The following is an 18,902-nucleotide window of genomic DNA, read 5'->3' as shown; positions in this document are numbered from 1 at the left end:
AGACGCAAAAGCACCCGAAATCCGCAAGGATTTGGGGCTTTTGCGTCTGCTCGCGCAAACCCTAAGCGGTCTCGGTGATCGGCCGGTCGACCCAACTCATCAAGTCGCGCAGCTTCTTGCCGGTCACCTCGATCGGGTGCTCGGCGTTCTCCTTGCGCAGCTGCTCGAGTTGCTTGTTGCCGCCCTCGACATTGGCGACCAGCTTCTTGGTGAAGCTGCCGTCCTGAATGTCGCGCAGGATGGCGCGCATCCGCTCCTTGGTGTCGGCGTCAATCACCCTGGGACCCGACAAATACCCGCCGAACTCCGCGGTGTCGGACACCGAGTAGTTCATCCGCGCGATCCCGCCCTCGTACATCAGGTCCACGATCAGCTTCAGCTCGTGCAGCACCTCGAAGTAGGCCATCTCCGGCGGATAGCCCGCCTCGACCATCACGTCGAACCCGGTCTTCACCAATTCCTCTGTGCCACCGCACAACACGGCCTGCTCACCGAACAGGTCGGTCTCGGTCTCGTCCTTGAACGTGGTCTTGATGACGCCCGCGCGGGTGCCGCCGATGGCCTTGGCGTACGACAACGCCAGCGCCTCGCCCTCACCGGTCGGGTCCTGGTCGACGGCGATCAACGCCGGCACACCCTTGCCGTCGACGAACTGGCGCCGCACCAGGTGGCCCGGTCCCTTGGGCGCGACCATCGCGATCGTGACGTTTGCGGGCGGCTTGATCAGGTCGAAGTGGATGTTGAGCCCGTGGCCGAAGAACAGGGCGTCGCCGTCCTTGAGGTTGGGTTCGATGTCGTTGGTGAAGATCTCGGCCTGCGCGGTGTCCGGCGCCAGCAGCATGATCACGTCGGCCCACTTTGCCACCTCGGCGGGCGTGTCAACCTCCAAGCCCTGCTCGGAGACCTTCTCCCGGGACTTCGAACCTTCCTTCAACCCGACGCGAACCTCGACGCCGGAGTCGCGCAGGCTCAGCGAGTGCGCGTGCCCCTGGCTGCCATAACCGATCACACCGACCTTGCGGCCCTGGATGATCGACAGGTCTGCGTCGTCGTCGTAGAACATCTCCAACGTCTGCGCTGGCACATCTGCCACGTGAATATCTCCTTCTTGTATTGGCTATCGAAAATTACTTGGCCGTGCCGATGCTGCGCGGGCCACGGGCCATCGACACCACACCGGACTGGACGATCTCTTTGATACCGAACGGCTCCAGCAGCCGTAGCAGCGCTTCGAGCTTGCCGCGGTTGCCGGTGGCCTCGACGGTGAGTGACTCCGGGGATACGTCGATCACGTTGGCGCGGAACAGGTTTACTGCCTCGATCACCTGGCTGCGGGTACCGGCGTCGGCACGGACCTTGATCAGCGCCAACTCCCGATCCACCGAATTGTCGTCGTCCTGTTCGACGATCTTGATCACGTTGATCAGCTTGTTGAGCTGCTTGGTGATCTGCTCGAGCGGCGTCTCCTCGGCGGAGACCACAATCGTCATCCGCGACATGTCCTTCTGCTCGGTACCGCCGACGGCCAGAGACTGAATGTTGAAGCCCCGCCTCGAGAACAGCGCTGCCACGCGGGCAAGCACGCCGGGTTTGTCCTCGACCAGCACCGACAGCGTGTGCGTCTTGGTCTGCATCAGGCGTGCCCTTCGGTGATGTCGTCGAACAGCGGACGGATGCCGCGTGCGGCCTGGATCTCGTCGTTGCTGGTGCCGGCGGCGACCATCGGCCAGACCTGTGCGTCGGCGCCGACGATGAAGTCGATGACGACGGGACGGTCGTTGATCTCCCGCGCCTTCTGAATCATGTCTGCGACGTCTTCTTCACGCTCGCAACGCATTCCAACACACCCCAGCGCCTCGGCCAGCTTCACGAAGTCCGGGATGCGATGCGAGTGGGTGGCCAGGTCGGTCTGCGAGTAGCGCTCCTCGTAGAACAGCGTCTGCCACTGACGCACCATGCCCAGGTTGCCGTTGTTGATCAGCGCCACCTTGATCGGGATGCCTTCGATGGCGCAGGTGGCCAGTTCCTGGTTGGTCATCTGGAAGCAACCGTCGCCGTCGATGGCCCACACCTCGGTGTCGGGCAGTGCGATCTTGGCGCCCATGGCCGCCGGGATGGCGAAGCCCATGGTGCCCAGACCGCCGGAATTCAGCCAGGTGCGCGGCTTTTCATACTTGACGAACTGGGCGGCCCACATCTGGTGCTGCCCGACGCCGGCCACGTAGATGGCGTCCGGACCGGCAAGCTCGCCCAGCTTCTCGATCACGTACTCCGGGCCCAGGCTGCCGTCGCTCTGCGGGTCGTAGCTCAGTGGGTAGGTCTTGCGGACGTCCTCCAAATACGCCCACCAGTCGGTCATTTCGATGTTGCCCGGAACGTCGTAGTGGCGCAGCATCTCGATCAGCTCGGTGATGACGTTGCGGACGTCGCCGACGATCGGCACGTCGGCGTGCCGGTTCTTGCCGATCTCCGCCGGGTCGATGTCAGCGTGGATAACCTTGGCCTCGGGCGCGAACGAGTCCAGGCGCCCGGTGACCCGGTCGTCGAAGCGGGTGCCGAGCGCGATCAGCAGGTCGCTGCGCTGCAGCGCCGCCACCGCGCCCACCGTGCCGTGCATGCCCGGCATGCCGAAATTCTGCCGGTGGCTGTCGGGGAACGCACCGCGCGCCATCAGGGTGGTGACCACCGGGATGCCGGTCAGCTCGGCCAACTGCAGCAACTCCTGAGTCGCTTCGCCGCGGATGACACCACCGCCGACGTACAGCACCGGCTTGCGCGCGGCCGCGATCAGCTTGGCCGCCTCCCGGATCTGACGGTTGTGCGGCTTGGTGTTGGGCTTGTAGCCCGGCAGCTCCATGCGCGGCGGCCAGCTGAAGGTGCACTGGCCCTGCAGCACGTCCTTGGGGATGTCGACCAGCACCGCGCCCGGCCGCCCCGACGCTGCGATGTGGAACGCTTCGGCCATCACCCGCGGGATCTCGTCACCGGTGCGCACCAGGAAGTTGTGCTTGGTGATCGGCATGGTGATGCCCGAGATGTCGGCTTCCTGGAAGGCATCGGTGCCGATCAGCTGCCGGCCGACCTGTCCGGTGATCGCGACCACCGGGATCGAGTCCATCTGCGCGTCGGCCAGCGGGGTGACCAGGTTGGTGGCCCCTGGTCCCGAGGTCGCCATGCACACCCCGACCCGACCGGTGGCGTGCGCGTAGCCGCTGGCGGCGTGACCCGCACCCTGCTCATGGCGCACCAGGACGTGACGCAGCTTCTGCGAGTCGAACAGCGGGTCGTAGACCGGCAGGACGGCGCCACCCGGGATGCCGAAGATCACGTCGACGTCCAGCGCCTCCAACGACAGGATGACGGACTGTGCGCCGGTAACTTGTTGGGGTGCAATGCGTTTCGCCGGCGGCGGGGCGGACTTGACACCGTTGGCCGGTCCTTGGCGCGACGGCGTCGGGGCCGGTGAGGGTGGCTTGGTCGGTGCGCTCACTTTGTCCTCTTGAATCTTTCGGCTTCGTGGAGTCTCGGGGCAACAAAAAACCCCCGTCAGCTCAGCTGCTGCACGAGGGTCGCGTTGGTGCTCGATGGCTAGTCAGGCACCAACGCGCCGACTAAGTACTACGAGCATTCCAGGCTTCATAGCGTCCGACGGTAGCCTTCGCACAGCTCAGCAGTCAAATCCGGGTCCCGCCGGCAGCGGTGGAATGATGCGAGGGTGGTCACCAAGTCATCGGTCGTGCTCAAAGTCTCCCCGATTGCCCATCTCGCCGTCGGTTTCCTGACGCTGTGCCTGCTGGTGCCGGTGCTGGCCTGGCCGCCCAGCGCGCCGGTACTGCTGATTCCGGTGCTGTTGTCGGCGCTGATCGTGCGGCTGCGCACCGTGGCCGACGACGACGGCGTGACGGTGCGGACACTGCTGGGCAGCCGGCGGGTGGCCTGGGAGGACATCGAAGGGCTGCGGTTCCACCGCGGCAACTGGGCGCGGGCGCAACTCAAGAGCGGCACGGAACTGCGGTTGCCCGCGGTGACCTTCGCGACGCTGCCGCAGCTGACCGAAGCCAGCTCGGGGCGGGTACCGAACCCCTATCGGTGATCAGCCGATTCTGTCGAAACATTCGTCGGTGTTGTCCAGCACGCCACCACGGAAAGCGACGATCCGGGTGAAGCCGGCGGGCGTGTTGGCGCCATTGACGTCGCTGGCGGCGATGCCGTTCATCAACAGTCCGATGACCGCCTTGTCCAGGTCGCCGGCGGTCAGCACCAGCTGCTTACCGGACGGGATGCTCACCGGCTGAGCCATGCCACGCTGCGCGGCGCCGGTCAGACAGGCCGTGCGCACCGCGGTCACCGCCGAGCTCAGTGGCAGATCGCGCTCCCGCTGCAGTGCCAGCACATACCGGGAAGCGACGATCGACAACGCGGTGTTGTCGCCCTGCAACATCTGCGGGTCGGTCATGCCCTTACGGCCGCCGGGCTTGCCGATCTCCTGCAAAGTAGGCAGGTCGGCGACGACGGTATTGGTGGACGGGCAGTAGGAAGCGCCCTTGGTGGGCTTGGCGTCCGAGCAGCTGGTCGACGAAAAGACCACCGTGGGCGCCGTTTTCGGGGCGAACACCACGTTGAGGATGTCGACCAACGTTTGCACGGTGTCTTCGTTGATCTCCACTTCGCCGGCATTGGCATCGCGCGATGAGCCCTCTTGCAGCGCCACCGGAAGACCTTCGCGGCGTTTCTTGATTTCGGCGGTGTCGATCTTGGCGCACGTTCCGGACCCGCTGTCGAAGCCCATCTGCAACGCGCTGACCCGGTCGAATCCGGAGCCGTGCTCGGAGTCTTCGGTCTCCTCGTACTCCTCCTCGCCCATGATCGGGTCGGAGATCTTCAACATCCCGGCGATCACGTGGCTCAGCGCGTCACCGGTGCTCAGCGTGAAGCGCGACGAGTGCCCCTCGGCGACCCAGCGCAGATAGACCCCGGCGAAACAGTCCGCCTGCTGCTCGCCGACGATGGTGGGCGCCGTCCGACCGAGAATCCCGCCGTTGTGCTGTATCGCGTGGCCGTACTCGTGGGCGAGGATGCCGACCACCGCCATGTCGCCGAAATACTTTTTGGCCGCCGGGAACAGCTGTCCCCGATCCCATTTGACGGAGTTGCAATTCAACGAATAGGAGGCGTTGACGTTCTGATATGTCTTGGCTCGGCACACAACCGGGCTGCGCGGATCGGTCGAGTCGTAGGACGTCACCTCGCTGACGGCCTTGAAGGGCTTCTTGGCGTCGTCGGGCCAGTTCTTCTTCCAGAACTCTTCGAGGTCGTTGAGCGCCAGCATCGACAGTCGGTCGATCTCACCGTTGTCGGTGTTCTTCACGGTGCCGGTCGGCCGGGGCGCATTGGCACGAGGTCCGCTGGCGCCCTCATTCAACGGCAGCCCGGCTACCCCGGACGGATCGTAGAGTCCCGACACAGCGCGCCCAGTGATCATGCTCGTCTTGCCTGACGAGCTGCTGCAGCCGGTCAAAGCCAGCAGCGCGCACGCGCCGACGACGACAGCCCTGGCCCACCCCGCGCGCTTCACTTGCCGCCGTCCAACTCGGGCAATCCGACCTGGTACGTCCCGTCGTCGTCTTTGAATTTCACCGTCAGCTTGCGCGGCTTACCGCGAACGCTGACGTTGCAGGTGAAGCTCTCGCCCTTCTCCACCGTGGGATCTTTGCCGTCATTGCACTTGACGTCCTTGATGTCGCCGGAGGCATAGCCGGTGACGCGGTCCAGCAGGACTTGCTGGACCTGGGTCTGCACGTCGGCGACGGCGAGTTTCTTGACGTCGCGGTTGACGACGGCGGTCGTCACCAGCAGGACGACCAACACGACGGCCAGCACCGCGACGACGGCCCCGACGATGAGTAGCGGTCTGCTTTTCGAGCTTTTCTTCTTCGGCGGGCTGGTCGTCGGCGGCGCAGCGGGCGGTCCGTATTGTGCGGGCGGCTGGGCCCAGTGGGTGGGCCGCTGGCTCGGCGGTGCGGGCGGCTGGGCCCACTGGGTCGGCTGATGTGCCCATGGATTCGCGGGCTGCTGCGGGTATCTGGGCGCTCGGCGCGGATCGTGTCCTGGATTCGGCCGTGGCGGCCAAGGAGGCTGGTTGTAATCGCGGGGTGTGCTCAAAGTATCCCCAATGCTCGACCCGACACCGGCGCATCCCAGGCTAGGTCATCGCCCCCGCAGCGGCGAAAAAATGCGGCTCAGGCCAGCGGGTTGACCCCGTTGAGCAGCACCCACACGGCGATACCGGCGGCGATTCCGGCCAGCAACGCCACGAATGATCCGATGAAAGGCCGGTTGGCCCAGCCCCGCCGCGCGTCCAGGCCATAACGTCCGGGACCGGACAGGATCACGGCGACGGCCATGACGATCAGACTGATCTGGTATTCGTGCCCGTCGGGCAAGAAGTAGGCGAACGTGTTCGAACGTGGCTGGGCCGAGGCGTTCGCGAGCAGTCCGTTGATCAGGAAGGCCAGCGCGCCCGCCGCCGCGATCGGAGTGAACAAGCCCAGCACCAGCAGCACACCCGCGACGATCTCGCCGCCGGCACTTACGTAAGCCAGGATGTCGGCGTGCTGGTAGCCGACGTCGGATAGCGAATTCCGGAACCCGTGCAGCCCGGAGCCACCCCACCAGCCGAACAACTTCTGCAGCCCATGGGTGATCAGGACCGCGCCCAGTCCCAGCCGCAGGATCAACAGCCCGAGATGCTGGGTGCCGCGCCGTCCGGCCGTACGCAGCCGATCGTCTTCGTCGTCGATATCGATGGCTGCCGGAGCGACCGGGTGCGCTCGGGCGGGTTGCTGCGGTTGGACGTAGGGCAGTGGTTCGTCGAGCGGGCTGTAGCCAGGTCCGCCGATGCCAGGACCGGGGTCGTAGGGCGGGATGATGGTGGTCGTCCCGGTGTGTTCGCGCTGAAACGCCGCTGGGGTCAGGTCGTCTTCCGGGTCGACCAGCCTTGCCGAGGCGGGCGGAGCCGCGATCGGCCCGTGGGAATCGTCCGGGCGCTGCCAAAGTGCGTCATTCGAACTGCTCACGGGTGTCAGGGTAAGGGCAATTTCGCTGGAAGCTGGGATTTGACAGGCGCTTTTGCCCGACAAATCCGCAGTTTGCCCGCCGATACGCCCCGACGGCCCGCAAGGCTCGTATTCTGGCTCTCCTTGAGCGCGCTATCTCGCTGACCTCCCGATCCCTGCCAACCATGGGCCACTGATCGAGCACGAAATGAATATATGAGAGTAAGCGGCGCTCCATCGGGCAATCGGGCGCCCAGCTGCGGTATCAGTGCCTACCCGGTAGCAGGCGGCGGCCACGACAGCAAATTCCCGTAGCCTGTCGGTCATGCGGATACGGCGGTCGATTCGGTGCGTGCTGGTTGCGCTGTGCGCCGCGGCCCTGGTGTCGAGCGGCTGCGCACGGTTCAACGACGCCCAATCGCAGCCGTTCACCACGATGCCCGAACTCAAGCCCCAACCCAGCTCCACGCCTCCCCCGCCGCCCCCCTTGCCGGCCACGCCCTTTCCGAAAGCCTGCCCCGCGCCGGGGGTGATGCAGGGCTGCCTGGAGAGCACCAGCGGCCTGATCATGGGCGGTGACAGCAAGACCGCGCTGGTCGCCGAGCGCACCACCGGTGTGGTCAAAGAGGTGTCGGTCAGCGCCGAGCCCAAGGTGAAGATGGTCATCCCGGTCGACCCGTCCGGCGACGGCGGCCTGATGGACATCGTGCTGTCCCCCACGTTCTCCCAGGACCGACTGATGTACGCCTACGTCAGCACCCCCACCGACAACCGGGTGATCCGCATCGCCGAAGACGACGTCCCCAAGGACATCCTGACCGGCATCCCCAAAGGAACCACCGGCAATACCGGTGCGCTGATCTTCACCAGCCCGACCACCCTGGTGGTGATGACCGGTGATGCCGGCAACCCCGCGCTGGCTGCCGACCCGAAGTCGTTGGCCGGCAAGGTGTTGCGCATCGAACAGCCCACGACTCTGGGCCAGGCCCCTCCGACGACGGCATTGTCGGGCATCGGCTCGGCCGGGGGCTTGTGCATCGATCCCGTCGACGGCTCGCTGTATGTCGCCGACCGCACTCCCAGCGCGGACCGCTTGCAACGCATCACGAAGAAGTCCGAGGTATCCACGGTGTGGAGCTGGCCGGACAAACCCGGGGTGGCCGGGTGCGCGGCGATGGACGGCACCGTGCTGGTCAACTTGATCAATACCAAGCTGACCGTGGCGGTCCGCCTCGCGGCCAAGACGGGGGCGGTCACCGGTGAACCCGACGTCGTCCGCAAGGACACACACGGGCACGCGTGGGCGCTGCGGATGTCGCCGGACGGCAACGTCTGGGGCGCCACCGTGAACAAGACCGCCGGCGATCCCGAGAAACTCGACGACGTGGTGTTCCCACTGTTCCCGCAGGGCGGCGGCTTCCCGCGCAACAACGACGACAAGGTCTGAGCCGTCGGGCGGTTAGGGCACGTCGAGGGTGAACCTCATGCCGTAACGGCCCGTCGCGTCGGCGCGCCTGCCCTCGTATAACCGCTGCGGGGCTTCCTGACCGGGATCGACATCCTCGTCGAGATCGGACAGATACAGCAGCTCCTCGCCGTTCTCGGAGGCCCAGGCGGCAACCGGGTCCAGGAGGTAGGCCACATGGTCACCGACTTCGCTGCGGCTCAGTGTCCGGGCGACGAACCACCCCACGGCGTCGTCGAGAATCGGCATCCCGGCCGGACCGGCCCGCCAGGAGCAGTGCGCGAATGTGTCCGCACCGTCGCCGCTTTGGCGTGCGAACATCTCGGCCAGCACCTGCTGGTGTCGCGGCAGAACGTGTACCGCCACATACTCGGAGCGGCTCGCCACCTCGTGGGTGGGGCTGTCCTGCGGCATACCGATCATGAAACTGGGCGGTTGCACGCTCGTCTGGGTGGCGAAAGCGATCAGACTGCCCGACGGCTGACCGTCGGCCTGGGTTGTCACCACGAACACCGGGGCATCCAGCATGGACATCATGCCGTCGAAGGGTTCCTCGATCACTTCACCATGATGCTTGCCAACCGGTCTTGCAGCAGTCATTTCGCGCCCGATGGTCGGCGAGTTCATATCCGATTGGCTCAAGGGTCGTGGCCGGGCTCGACATCGATCACGTCCGTGAACCGGATCGCATCGGCGTCGGAGTCGGCGAACCACCCGTCGACAGGTTCGAGCAAGTAGCCGAAGTGGTCGCCGAATTCGATGCGATCCAACGTTCTGCCCACCACCCAACCGATCGCATCGTCGAGGATCGGCATGCCGTGCGGGCCGGTGTGCCACGCGCAGTGCTCGAACTTGTCGACTTCGTCGTCGGTTTCACCGCCGAACAGGTGCGCCAGGCTCAGGTCGCGGCGCGCCAGGACGTGGACCGCGAGATGGTCGGATCGGCGCGCCACGTCAAACGTGTGATTGGTGCGCGACAAACCGACCAGAAATCGAGGGGGGTCGATGCCGACTTGTGTGGAGAACCCCACCAGACAGCCGGATTTCTCACCGTCGGCTTCGGTGGTGACGGCGAGCATGGTGCCGTTCATGGTCTTGGTCAGCCGCGACAGCCAGTTTTGTGCCACGTGATCATCATGAATCAACGCCCCGCTCAACGGGTAGTGATCGCGATATCAACTGAGCGCTGATCAGCCCTGGCCGCAGGCAGCCAACACGAGTTCGCGCACCCGCGCGGCATCGGCCTGCCCGCGGGTCGCTTTCATCACCGCACCGACGATCGCTCCCGCCGCGGCCACCTTGCCGCCCCGGATCTTGTCCGCCACTTCGGGATTGGCGGCCAAGGCGTCGTCGACGGCAGCCTGGGTCACCGAGTCGTCACGGACCAGTTCCAAACCGCGGGCCGACATCACTTGCGCCGGTTCGCCTTCCCCGGCCAGCACCCCTTCGACGACCTCGCGCGCCAGCTTGTTGGAGAGCTTGCCTTCTTCGACCAACGCGACGACGGCCGCGACCTGGGCCGGGGTGATGGGCAATTCGTCAAGTGAGGTGCCGGCCTCGTTGGCCTTCTGTACCAGGAAGTTTCCCCACCAGGACCGCGCCTCTTTGCTGGACGCGCCGTGCTTGACGGTCGCGGCCACCAGTTCGACCGCGCCGGCGTTGACCAGGTCGCGCATGACTTCGTCGGAGATTCCCCACTCGTCCTGAATCCGCTTGCGGCTCAACCACGGTAGCTCCGGGATGCTCTGACGCAGTTGCTCCACCAGTTCCCGGCTGGGCGCGACGGGCTCGAGATCGGGCTCGGGAAAATACCGATAGTCCTGCGCGGTCTCCTTGGCGCGACCCGGACTCGTGTAACCGGCTTCGTGGAAGTGCCTGGTCTCCTGGATGATCTGGCCTCCGGCCAGCAGAACGGCGGCCTGACGCTGCATCTCGTAACGCACGGCAACCTCGACGCTTTTCAGCGAGTTGACGTTCTTGGTCTCGGTGCGGGTGCCGAATTCCGTTGTCCCCTTGGGCATCAGCGACACGTTGGCGTCACAGCGCATCGAGCCCTGGTCCATCCGGACGTCGGATACATCCAAGGAGCGCAACAGATCCCGCAACGCGGTCACGTAGGCTCGCGCGATCTGCGGTGCCCGCTCGCCAGCCCCGACAATGGGCTTGGTGACGATCTCGATCAGCGGCACCCCGGCCCGGTTGTAGTCGATCAGTGAGGTCGTGGCGCCGTGGATCCGGCCCGTCTCGCTGCCGATGTGGGTGAGTTTGCCGGTGTCCTCTTCCATGTGCGCGCGCTCGATGTCCACCCGCCAGGTGGTCCCGTCCTCCAGCGGCGCCTCCAGGAAGCCGTTGATCGCGATCGGCTCGTCGTATTGCGAGATTTGGTAGTTCTTGGGCATGTCGGGATAGAAGTAGTTCTTGCGGGCGAACCGGCACCACGGCACGATCTCGCAGTTCAGCGCCAGCCCGATGCGGATCGCCGACTCCACCGCGACCTGGTTGAGCACCGGCAGCGAGCCGGGCAGCCCCAGGCACACCGGGCACACCTGGGTGTTGGGCTCGCCGCCGAAGGTCGTGGCGCAGCCACAGAACATCTTGGTGGCGGTGGAGAGTTCGACGTGCACTTCCAGACCGAGCACCGGGTCGAATCGTTCGATGACCTCGTCGTAGTCCAGCAGATCAGCCCTGGCAACCGTCATAGGGACCGATCCTAGTGGTGACTGACAGGGCCTCCGGAGTGCGTCGCACCCAGCCGGCCCGGAAACATCTGGGCCAGCGCGGCTGCCATCTGCAGGTACGCGCGTCTGCTGTCCTTGCTCATCCGGTCCAGCCCGATCTCTGTGCCCTGACGGATGTGCCGGTCGAACGGCAGTGCCACGGTAGCGCCCACCCGGTCAGACAACTGCTCGAGTTGCTTGGCCGCCAGCGGTTCGGGCTTTGTCCGCTCGATGTTGTTGACCGCCAGCACGGTCGATTCGGCCAACCGTCGGTGGCCGTTGTTGGTCAGCCAATCCAGCGTCGTACTCGTCTTGTGTATCGCGTCGAGCGACGTGCTGGTCACCACCACCAGGGCACGCGACTCGGCCAGCACCGCTCCCATCACCTCGGCCTTGAGGGCTTTCGGGCAGTCCACCAGCACCACCGAGTAGTGGTTTCGCAGGATCGAAAAGGCTTTGACGAAATCCTGCCGGGTAGGGCTCCAGTGCGTCTCGGCGTAGTCCGGCGGACCCAGCACTTCCAGTCCCGCACTGTTCATGTACGTGTGTGCTCGCACGTCGGCATAGCGCGCGATGCGACGATCCAGCAGGAGGTCGGCCAGGGTCAGCGGGTTGCGGCGACCGTGCCGATCTGCCAGGTCACCGGCATCGAGGTCGACGGCGATGACCCGGTCGTCGCGCAAGCTGGCGAATGTCGAGCCGAGGGCTTCGACCACTGCGGTCTTGCCCACGCCACCCTTGAGGTTCAGGACGGCGATGGGGAACGCGCCGCCGACGGCGGTGTTGATCTGACCGCGTACGGCCGTTTCACGTACCGCTCCCTTACCGGAGCCCGCGCAGCGCGAGACCAGATCCCGCCAGTTGCTGCGGGCGAAGTCGTCGGCTCCGAGCTGCTCGATCGCGTCCAGCGCCAACCCGCCGGGTACCCGCTGGAGTGGGACCGGCGGCCGCTGCTGGGCGGACGTACTCGGTGCGTCGGCGGTACGCGCTGAGCCGGCCGGTTGCCGGTTTGCCGGGCTTGGCGCGCGGGGCGGCTGTGCCACCGTGACGAGTCCGGTTTCGGCGTCCACCGACCACTTCGGTGGGGGCTGCTGAACCGGTGGGGCGGGGGGTTGAAGGACTCCGCTAGCCTGACCGCGGTTGCTCATACATGACGTATAACCGACGCCGATAAACCAGAAACCGGCCTGTTGGTTAAGACGACACGACCGTTTGGCGAACAACGCCGGGCATCAACCAAAGAAGGCGGCGGCGTCGTCGTACCGGCTTTCGGGTACCAGCTTGAGTTGGCGCGTCGCGTCGGCCAGCGATACCCGCCCGATGTCCTGCCCGCGCAGTGACACCATCTGCCCGTACTCGCCCGCGTGCGCCGCGTCGGCGGCGTTCACCCCGAACCGGGTGGCCAGCACCCGGTCGTAGGCCGTGGGGGAACCACCGCGCTGCACGTGACCCAGTACCGTCACGCGCACGTCCTTGTTGATGCGCTTCTCCACTTCGAGCCCGAGTTGGGCTGCCACGCCGGTGAACTTCTCGTGACCGAATTCGTCAATTCCGCCTTCGCGCAGTGCAATTGAGCCTTCGACGGGCTTCGCGCCCTCGGCCACTACGCAGATGAAGTGCGAATCCCCTCGCTGGAAGCGGCGTTTGACGAGCCGGCACACCTCCTCGACATCGAAAGGCTGCTCGGGAATGAGCGTCATGTGCGCGCCGGACGCCAGACCGGCGTTCAACGCGATCCAGCCGGCGTGCCGACCCATCACCTCGACCAGCATCACCCGCTGGTGGGATTCGGCGGTGCTGTGCAACCGGTCGATGGCGTCGGTGGCGACCGTCAACGCGGTGTCGTGCCCGAAAGTGACGTCCGTGCAATCGATGTCGTTGTCGATGGTCTTAGGAACCCCGACCACCGGGACGTTCTCCTGGGAAAGCCAGTGCGCGGCCGTCAGCGTGCCCTCCCCGCCGATCGGGATCAGCACGTCGATGCCGTTGTCGTCCAACGTCTCCTTGATCTGTTCCAGGCCGGCCCTCAGTTTCTCGGGATGCACGCGCGCCGTGCCCAGCATGGTGCCGCCCTTGGCCAGCAGTCGATCGTTGCGGTCGTCGTTGCGCAGTTGCATGCGGCGGTTTTCCAGCAGTCCGCGCCAGCCGTCCTGGAAGCCGACCACCGACGAGCCGTACCGGGCGTCGCAGGTACGCACTACCGCCCGAATGACTGCGTTGAGGCCGGGGCAGTCGCCGCCGCCGGTGAGTACTCCGATGCGCATGCTCTCATCTTGCCCCGCGCCCCGCCCGATCGCGCGAGCTGGGGGAACCTCCCGCTCGCGAGCAGGGGGAACCTCCCGCTCGCGAGCAGACGCAGAATCGCACCAGAAGTCACCTTTTCATGCGATTCTGCGTCTGCTCGCGGGGCCTAGATTGCGGTGGGCAGCGCGCCGCGAGCGGCCTCGTAGGCCGCGCCCACCCGATACAGCCGGTCGTCGGCCAGCGCGGGCGCCATGATCTGCAGCCCCACCGGCAGCCCGTCGTCCGGAGCCAACCCCGACGGCACGGACATGCCGCAGTGACCGGCCAGGTTCAGCGGCAGCGTGCACAGGTCGAACAGGTACATCGCCAGCGGGTCGTCGACCTTTTCCCCCAGCCGGAATGCGGTCGTCGGGGTCGCCGGCGACACCAGCACGTCCACGGACTGGTAGGCCTCGTCGAGATCGCGGGCGATCAGCGTGCGCACCTTCTGCGCCTGGTTGTAGTAGGCGTCGTAGTAGCCCGCGGACAATGCGTAGGTGCCGATCATGATGCGGCGCTTGACTTCTGGCCCGAAACCGGCCGCCCGGGTCATCGCCATGACCTCCTCGGCGCTATGCGTGCCGTCGTCACCCACGCGCAACCCGTAGCGCATCGCGTCGAAGCGCGCCAGGTTGCTCGACACCTCCGAAGGCAGGATCAAGTAGTAGGCGGGCAGCGCGTAATCGAAGTGCGGACAGTCGACTTCGCTGATGACCGCGCCCAGCGCCTTGAGCTGCTCGACGGCGGCTTCGAACGAGGCAAGCACGCCGGCCTGGTAGCCCTCGCCGCTGTGCAGCTGGCGCACCACGCCCACCCGCACGCCGCTCAGGTCACCGGAAGCGCCGGCCCGAGCGGCGCCGACCACGTCGGGCACCTCGGCGTCGATCGAGGTGGAGTCGCGCGGGTCGTGCCCGGCGATCACCTGATGCAGGAGCGCGGTGTCCAGGACGGTGCGCGCGCACGGCCCGCCCTGGTCCAGCGACGACGCGCACGCCACCAGGCCGTAGCGGGACACGGTGCCGTACGTCGGTTTGACCCCGACGGTCGCGGTCAAAGCGGCCGGCTGCCGGATCGAACCCCCGGTGTCCGAGCCGATGGCCAGCGGCGCCTGGAAGGCGGCCAGCGCCGCCGCGCTACCCCCCCCGGAGCCGCCGGGAACCCGCTCGACGTCCCACGGGTTGCGGGTCACCCCATAGGCGGAGTTCTCGGTGGACGAGCCCATCGCGAACTCGTCCATATTGGTCTTGCCGAGGATCGGGATGCCGGCTTCGCGCAGCCGGGCGGTCAGGGTGGCGTCGTAGGGCGCCTGCCACCCTTCGAGGATCTTGGAGCCGCAGGTGGTGGGCATGTCGGCGGTGGTGAAGACATCCTTGAGCGCCAGCGGTACCCCGGCCAGCGGCGACGGCAGCGGGTCGCCAGCCGCAACGGCCCGGTCGACGGCAGCCGCGGCGGCCAGCGCCTCATCGGCCGCAACGTGCAGGAAGGCTCCGTAGCGGTCGTCGGTGGCCTGGATCTGGTCCAGACAGGCCTGGGTGACCTCGGCCGACGACAGTTCCTTGGCAGCGATCTTGGCGCCCAGCGTCGCCGCGTCGAGCCGGATGATGTCCGTCACTGGCTCTCCCCGAGGATCTGCGGGACGGCGAAGCGGCCGTCGACGGCCTCGGGCGCGGCGGCCAACGCCTGCTGCTGCTGCAGCGACGGCCGCGTCTCGTCCGGGCGGGTGACAACCTGATCTTTCAAGACGTCCTTGAGCGGGTTGTCGGTGGCTTCAACGCCCGTGACGTCGACGGCCTGGATCTGGCTGACGTGACTGATGATGGCGTCGAGTTGACCGGCGAAGCTGTCCAACTCCGCCTCGGTCAACGCCAACCGGGCCAGCCGGGCCAGGTGGGCCACCTCGTCGCGGGAGATCTGGGACACGAGCGGAAAGCCTAGTCGTCGGCGATCAAAGCCTGTCGGCTAGCACCTCGCGTGGGGTTACCCTCATGCAGGGATCACACCAAGCATCGGATCGATAGTCGTGCTCAACGAATTCGGGCATTACCGCTTGCTACGGCTGCTGGCCGGGGCGCGCTGCGACGTGTACGCCGCCGAGAACACCACCAGCCGACGACAGGTCGCGTTGAAGATCCTGCCGGATTGGACCGATTCAACCGAGCTGCGCGATCGGCTGCGGCAAGACATGGCCGTCGCGACCCTGTTACGCGAGCCCCACCTCGTTCCGGTCGAGGAATGGGGTGAGATCGACGGTCGCATCTATCTGGAGATGCCGCTGCTGAGCGGCACCGATCTGCAGACGATGTTGGATCGCGAAGGTCCACTGGGTCTCTCCGAGGCGGCCGACCTGGTCTGTCAGATTGCCGACGCGCTGGAGGCTGCGCACCACGCAGGGCTGATCCACTCCGGCGTAGCACCGCAGAACGTCTTCGTCGCAGACGACGGGTCGGCGCATCTGATGGGCCTCGGCTACCGCGATTACCTGGCGCAATGCCAGTCGAGCGACGACGACATGGCCGACCCCGAGCCGCTGCTTGCCAATCTGGTCGGGTTGCCCCCAGAACGGTTGACGGCCGACGAGCGGTCCGAGCGCGCCGACGTCTACGGACTCGCCCAAGTCGCATATGCCTGCCTGACCGGGGCGCTCCCCCATCCGGCTACCGACGCGCGCCAGCACATGGCCGAGATCCTGACCGTGACGCCGCCACCGCCGAGCGAGCTGCGCCCAGGTCTGCCGGCCGGCATCGACGACGCGATCAGTCGTGGCATGGCCAAAGATCCCGCGGAGCGCTTTGCCGGCCCGGGCCATCTGGCCAACGCGATCCGCGACGCGCTGGGCACCGAGGACGCCGACGAGCGGGTGCCGTTCGGGCCGTATCGGTTGCTACGCAAGCTATCCGACACGAACGTCCCGTGCTGGGAAGCCGAGGACGCCACGACCTCGGCCCGGGTCACCCTGAAAATGTTCGCGACGGGCGACGCGGAGGATCCCCTGGTCCGTCGGGTGAAACGGGACGCGAGCATGGCGGCCATAGTGCTCAGAGCGCTCGGTGAACCGCAGCTCGTCGTCGTCGACCACATCGGCGAGGTGGACGGGAAGTTCTATCTGCAGATGCCGTTCATCGACGGGATCGTCCTGGACACGATGTTGGAGCGCTACGGACCGCTCACCCCCTCACGTGCGGTGCAGATCGTCAGTCAGATCGCGCGCGTGCTCGACGCGGTACACAAGGCGGCGCCCATACCCGGAGCGGTACTGCCGGACAAGATCCTGGTCGGCCACGACAACATGGCCTACCTGCTGTGCGATCCGATACTGCAGGACGGCGGACGCGACTCGGACCTGCCCGGCCAGGTCTATCTCGCACCCGAGCGTCTCGACAGCGGCGACCGCACCAATGCCGGGGACCGTTACTCACTGGCGTGCATCCTCTACGCGTGCCTGACCGGGACGCCACCCGACTGCGGCGACGAGCCACCAAAACCCAGCGTGGTCAACGAGTGGGTGCCTGCCACGTTCGACGACGTCATCGCACGCGGCATGGCCACCGACCCACAACAGCGGTACCCGACCGCCGGCGAGCTGGCCACGGCTGCCCGCGGGGCACTGGCGTCGGTGGCGGCCCAGACCATGGAGCAAACGAGTCCCGTTCAGACGGTGGAGATTTCGACGGTGAGCAGCCCGGTCTGGTCGCCGGTCTGCACGGTCTGCGGCGAGATTGCCGAGGCGGGCCAGCACGCGATGTTGTGCCGCAACTGCCGAGAGCAGGGACTCCCGCACGAATTGGTGCGACGAGTGGGGGGCGACTCGGTCGAACCGGTCACCGTCGCCGGCTACACCCTGCTGGACCTGCTCGACCGGCGTGGGCCCGGGCCCGTCTTCCGCGCCCGCTCCCAGCAGACCGGACAGATATGCGCCCTGCGGGTCGCACCCAAGGCCGCGATCGCGCCCGACGAGATGCGCCGGCCGCAGCCGTTGTCTGACCTCGCGAGCCTGCGCCACGCCAACATTGTGCAGTTTCGGGAAGCCAAGGCCGTCGGCGAGTTCGTTCTGATCGCTTCGGAATACTGCCCGGGCGACACCGTCGAGGATCTGGTCCGGCGGCTCGGCCGGCTCTCGGTTCGTCAGGCGATGTCGCTGATCCTGCCGTGTCTGGACGGTCTCGACGCAGCCCACAGCTGCACCCGCGGCGACCGGTCGCGGGGCGTCATGCACCGCAACATCACCCCGGCCAGCCTGCTGCTGACCTGGTCTGGAGCCGATCCGGTCACCAAGATCGCCGACTTCGGTTTCGCCACGCCCATTCCGCCCGACCCGGCGTTCACCCCGCTGGCCCAGCTGCTCAAACCCGAGCGGGCGGCGCGGGACGTCGACACCTGGCGGATGGGGGCGTGCCTGTATTACCTGCTGACCGGGGAAGCGCCCCGGCACGCCGCCGCCGGCCAGGATCCCGTCGACGTCGTGATGACCACGACCGCCCGGCCGATCCGTCGGCTCAATCCGGATATTCCGCCTCGGCTGGCCGCCGTCATCGACGAGGCCGTCACCGACACTCCGCATATCAGCATTCCCACCGCGAGCCATCTGGCCATAGCGCTGCGCGAAGTCGTGGCCGCGCGACCCGGCTGAACCGCCCACCACCCCAACGTGCGGGTATGAGCCGACATGCCGTATCCGCGCCGCTGTGCGACAGTGTTGGCCGTGCCGTCGTATCTGTTGCGCATCGAGTTGGTCGACCGACCAGGTAGCCTCGGGTCGCTCGCGGTCGCGCTCGGCTCGGTCGGGGCTGACATCCTCTCGCTGGACGTGGTCGAGCGCGCCTCGGGATACGCCATCGACGACCTGGTGATCGAGCTGCCGCCGGGATCGATGCCCGACACCCTGATCACTGCCGCCGAAGCGCTGTCCGGCGTTCGAGTCGACAGCGTCCGTCCGCATACCGGACTGCTCGAGGCCCACCGTGAGCTGGAACTACTGGACCTCGTCGCCGCGGCCGCAGATCGGGCGGCGAAGCTGCAGGTGCTGGTCGATCAGGCGCCCAGGATCCTGCGGGTTAGCTGGTGCACCGTGCTGCACAGCGCGCAGGGCAAGGTGCAGCGACTCGCCGGCAGTCCGGGCGCGCCGGAAACGCGCGCCGATTCGGCGCCGTGGCTGCCGATCGAACGTGCCGCGACGTTGGACAGTGCTGCCGAATGGGTCCCGCCGGCCTGGCGTGACATGGACACCACGATGGTCGCGGCCCCACTGGGCGACCCACATACTGCGATGGTGCTGGGCCGTCCGGGCCCGGAATTTCGCCCGTCGGAGGTAGCTCGGCTGGGTTACCTGGCCGGCATTGCCGCGACCATGTTGCGCTGACGACCCGTGGCTCAACTCGTCTTCTT

18 protein-coding genes are annotated in these 18,902 nt (G+C 66.6%); 5 read left to right on the top strand and 13 right to left on the bottom strand.

Annotated features, from left to right (window positions below; genetic code table 11):
- Window positions 1-61: 61 nt before the first annotated feature.
- From ilvC to AC5Y47_RS03495, 3 genes are all read right to left on the bottom strand, one after another.
- Window positions 62-1,063, bottom strand: coding sequence for a ketol-acid reductoisomerase (gene ilvC / locus AC5Y47_RS03505; protein WP_499942357.1), 1,002 nt, complete (start codon window positions 1,061-1,063; stop codon window positions 62-64).
- A gap of 64 nt (window positions 1,064-1,127) precedes the next feature.
- Complete coding sequence (ilvN, locus tag AC5Y47_RS03500; protein ID WP_499942008.1) at window positions 1,128-1,634, bottom strand: acetolactate synthase small subunit; 507 nt, start codon at window positions 1,632-1,634, stop codon at window positions 1,128-1,130.
- The gene (locus tag AC5Y47_RS03495; RefSeq protein ID WP_499942007.1) at window positions 1,634-3,490 is read right to left on the bottom strand and encodes an acetolactate synthase large subunit; all 1,857 of its coding nucleotides are present in this window, start codon (window positions 3,488-3,490) and stop codon (window positions 1,634-1,636) included. Before AC5Y47_RS03495 ends, ilvN begins: the two co-directional genes overlap by 1 nt.
- A gap of 225 nt (window positions 3,491-3,715) precedes the next feature.
- Between AC5Y47_RS03495 and AC5Y47_RS03490 the strand changes: the two genes are divergently transcribed.
- Complete coding sequence (locus AC5Y47_RS03490) at window positions 3,716-4,093, top strand: PH domain-containing protein (RefSeq protein ID WP_499942005.1); 378 nt, start codon at window positions 3,716-3,718, stop codon at window positions 4,091-4,093.
- On the opposite strand, the gene AC5Y47_RS03485 is transcribed toward AC5Y47_RS03490, so the two are convergent.
- Both AC5Y47_RS03485 and AC5Y47_RS03480 read right to left on the bottom strand, forming a co-directional pair.
- Complete coding sequence (locus AC5Y47_RS03485) at window positions 4,094-5,464, bottom strand: neutral zinc metallopeptidase (protein WP_499942004.1); 1,371 nt, start codon at window positions 5,462-5,464, stop codon at window positions 4,094-4,096.
- A gap of 107 nt (window positions 5,465-5,571) precedes the next feature.
- Window positions 5,572-5,880 carry a DUF4333 domain-containing protein gene (locus AC5Y47_RS03480; protein ID WP_499942002.1) on the bottom strand — a complete coding sequence of 103 codons (309 nt, stop codon included), beginning with the start codon at window positions 5,878-5,880 and terminating at the stop codon, window positions 5,572-5,574.
- Between the two features lie 19 nt (window positions 5,881-5,899).
- Here AC5Y47_RS03480 and AC5Y47_RS03475 point away from each other — a divergent pair, with 19 nt between their 5' ends.
- Window positions 5,900-6,049, top strand: a complete 150-nt coding sequence (locus AC5Y47_RS03475) for a hypothetical protein (RefSeq protein WP_499942001.1) — start codon at window positions 5,900-5,902, stop codon at window positions 6,047-6,049.
- A 190-nt stretch (window positions 6,050-6,239) separates the two neighbouring features.
- Here the strand turns inward: AC5Y47_RS03475 and AC5Y47_RS03470 are convergent, their stop codons facing one another.
- Entirely contained in the window at window positions 6,240-7,076 is an 837-nt protein-coding gene (locus tag AC5Y47_RS03470) for a DoxX family protein (RefSeq protein ID WP_499942000.1), read from the bottom strand.
- A 304-nt stretch (window positions 7,077-7,380) separates the two neighbouring features.
- Between AC5Y47_RS03470 and AC5Y47_RS03465 the strand changes: the two genes are divergently transcribed.
- Window positions 7,381-8,502, top strand: a complete 1,122-nt coding sequence (locus AC5Y47_RS03465; protein ID WP_499941998.1) for a PQQ-dependent sugar dehydrogenase — start codon at window positions 7,381-7,383, stop codon at window positions 8,500-8,502.
- Window positions 8,503-8,514: 12 nt separating this feature from the next.
- On the opposite strand, the gene AC5Y47_RS03460 is transcribed toward AC5Y47_RS03465, so the two are convergent.
- From AC5Y47_RS03460 to gatC, 7 genes are all read right to left on the bottom strand, one after another.
- Window positions 8,515-9,120 carry a flavin reductase family protein gene (locus AC5Y47_RS03460; RefSeq protein WP_499941997.1) on the bottom strand — a complete coding sequence of 202 codons (606 nt, stop codon included), beginning with the start codon at window positions 9,118-9,120 and terminating at the stop codon, window positions 8,515-8,517.
- Between the two features lie 38 nt (window positions 9,121-9,158).
- A complete protein-coding gene (locus tag AC5Y47_RS03455) occupies window positions 9,159-9,611 on the bottom strand; it encodes a flavin reductase family protein (protein WP_499942355.1) in 453 nt (150 codons plus the stop codon).
- Window positions 9,612-9,710: 99 nt separating this feature from the next.
- Window positions 9,711-11,219: an Asp-tRNA(Asn)/Glu-tRNA(Gln) amidotransferase subunit GatB gene (gene gatB, locus AC5Y47_RS03450; protein WP_499941996.1), complete on the bottom strand. Its 1,509-nt coding sequence runs from the start codon at window positions 11,217-11,219 to the stop codon at window positions 9,711-9,713.
- Window positions 11,220-11,230: 11 nt separating this feature from the next.
- Window positions 11,231-12,307: a MinD/ParA family ATP-binding protein gene (locus tag AC5Y47_RS03445; RefSeq protein WP_499941994.1), complete on the bottom strand. Its 1,077-nt coding sequence runs from the start codon at window positions 12,305-12,307 to the stop codon at window positions 11,231-11,233.
- 162 nt (window positions 12,308-12,469) lie between these two features.
- Window positions 12,470-13,501 (bottom strand): ATP-dependent 6-phosphofructokinase, encoded by a 1,032-nt coding sequence (locus AC5Y47_RS03440; RefSeq protein WP_499941993.1) that lies wholly within the window; start codon window positions 13,499-13,501, stop codon window positions 12,470-12,472.
- Between the two features lie 146 nt (window positions 13,502-13,647).
- Window positions 13,648-15,132 (bottom strand): Asp-tRNA(Asn)/Glu-tRNA(Gln) amidotransferase subunit GatA, encoded by a 1,485-nt coding sequence (gene gatA / locus AC5Y47_RS03435; RefSeq protein ID WP_499941992.1) that lies wholly within the window; start codon window positions 15,130-15,132, stop codon window positions 13,648-13,650.
- Window positions 15,129-15,440 (bottom strand): Asp-tRNA(Asn)/Glu-tRNA(Gln) amidotransferase subunit GatC, encoded by a 312-nt coding sequence (gene gatC, locus AC5Y47_RS03430; RefSeq protein WP_499941990.1) that lies wholly within the window; start codon window positions 15,438-15,440, stop codon window positions 15,129-15,131. The genes gatA and gatC overlap by 4 nt, the downstream gene beginning before the upstream one ends.
- Before the next feature lie 100 nt (window positions 15,441-15,540).
- Between gatC and AC5Y47_RS03425 the strand changes: the two genes are divergently transcribed.
- Together AC5Y47_RS03425 and AC5Y47_RS03420 are read left to right on the top strand one after the other, a co-directional pair.
- A complete protein-coding gene (locus tag AC5Y47_RS03425; RefSeq protein WP_499941989.1) occupies window positions 15,541-18,147 on the top strand; it encodes a serine/threonine-protein kinase in 2,607 nt (868 codons plus the stop codon).
- Window positions 18,148-18,219: 72 nt separating this feature from the next.
- Window positions 18,220-18,876, top strand: a complete 657-nt coding sequence (locus AC5Y47_RS03420; RefSeq protein ID WP_499942353.1) for an ACT domain-containing protein — start codon at window positions 18,220-18,222, stop codon at window positions 18,874-18,876.
- Window positions 18,877-18,902: the final 26 nt, after the last annotated feature.

The organism is Mycobacterium sp. NGS22, from assembly GCF_059813095.1.
The sequence above is the reverse complement of the archived record's forward strand: the minus strand, read 5'-3'. Positions and strand labels throughout refer to the sequence as shown.

Bases quoted from the DNA above. Each gene is read 5' to 3' on its own strand.
- ilvN (WP_499942008.1), bottom strand. From the start codon at position 1,634: ATGCAGACCAAGACGCACACGCTGTCGGTGCTGGTCGAGGACAAACCC.
- AC5Y47_RS03440 (WP_499941993.1), bottom strand. From the start codon at position 13,501: ATGCGCATCGGAGTACTCACCGGCGGCGGCGACTGCCCCGGCCTCAAC.
- AC5Y47_RS03465 (WP_499941998.1), top strand. From the start codon at position 7,381: ATGCGGATACGGCGGTCGATTCGGTGCGTGCTGGTTGCGCTGTGCGCC.
- ilvC (WP_499942357.1), bottom strand. From the start codon at position 1,063: ATGTTCTACGACGACGACGCAGACCTGTCGATCATCCAGGGCCGCAAG.
- AC5Y47_RS03460 (WP_499941997.1), bottom strand. From the start codon at position 9,120: ATGACTGCTGCAAGACCGGTTGGCAAGCATCATGGTGAAGTGATCGAG.
- AC5Y47_RS03455 (WP_499942355.1), bottom strand. From the start codon at position 9,611: ATGAACGGCACCATGCTCGCCGTCACCACCGAAGCCGACGGTGAGAAA.
- AC5Y47_RS03475 (WP_499942001.1), top strand. From the start codon at position 5,900: ATGAGTAGCGGTCTGCTTTTCGAGCTTTTCTTCTTCGGCGGGCTGGTC.
- gatB (WP_499941996.1), bottom strand. From the start codon at position 11,219: ATGACGGTTGCCAGGGCTGATCTGCTGGACTACGACGAGGTCATCGAA.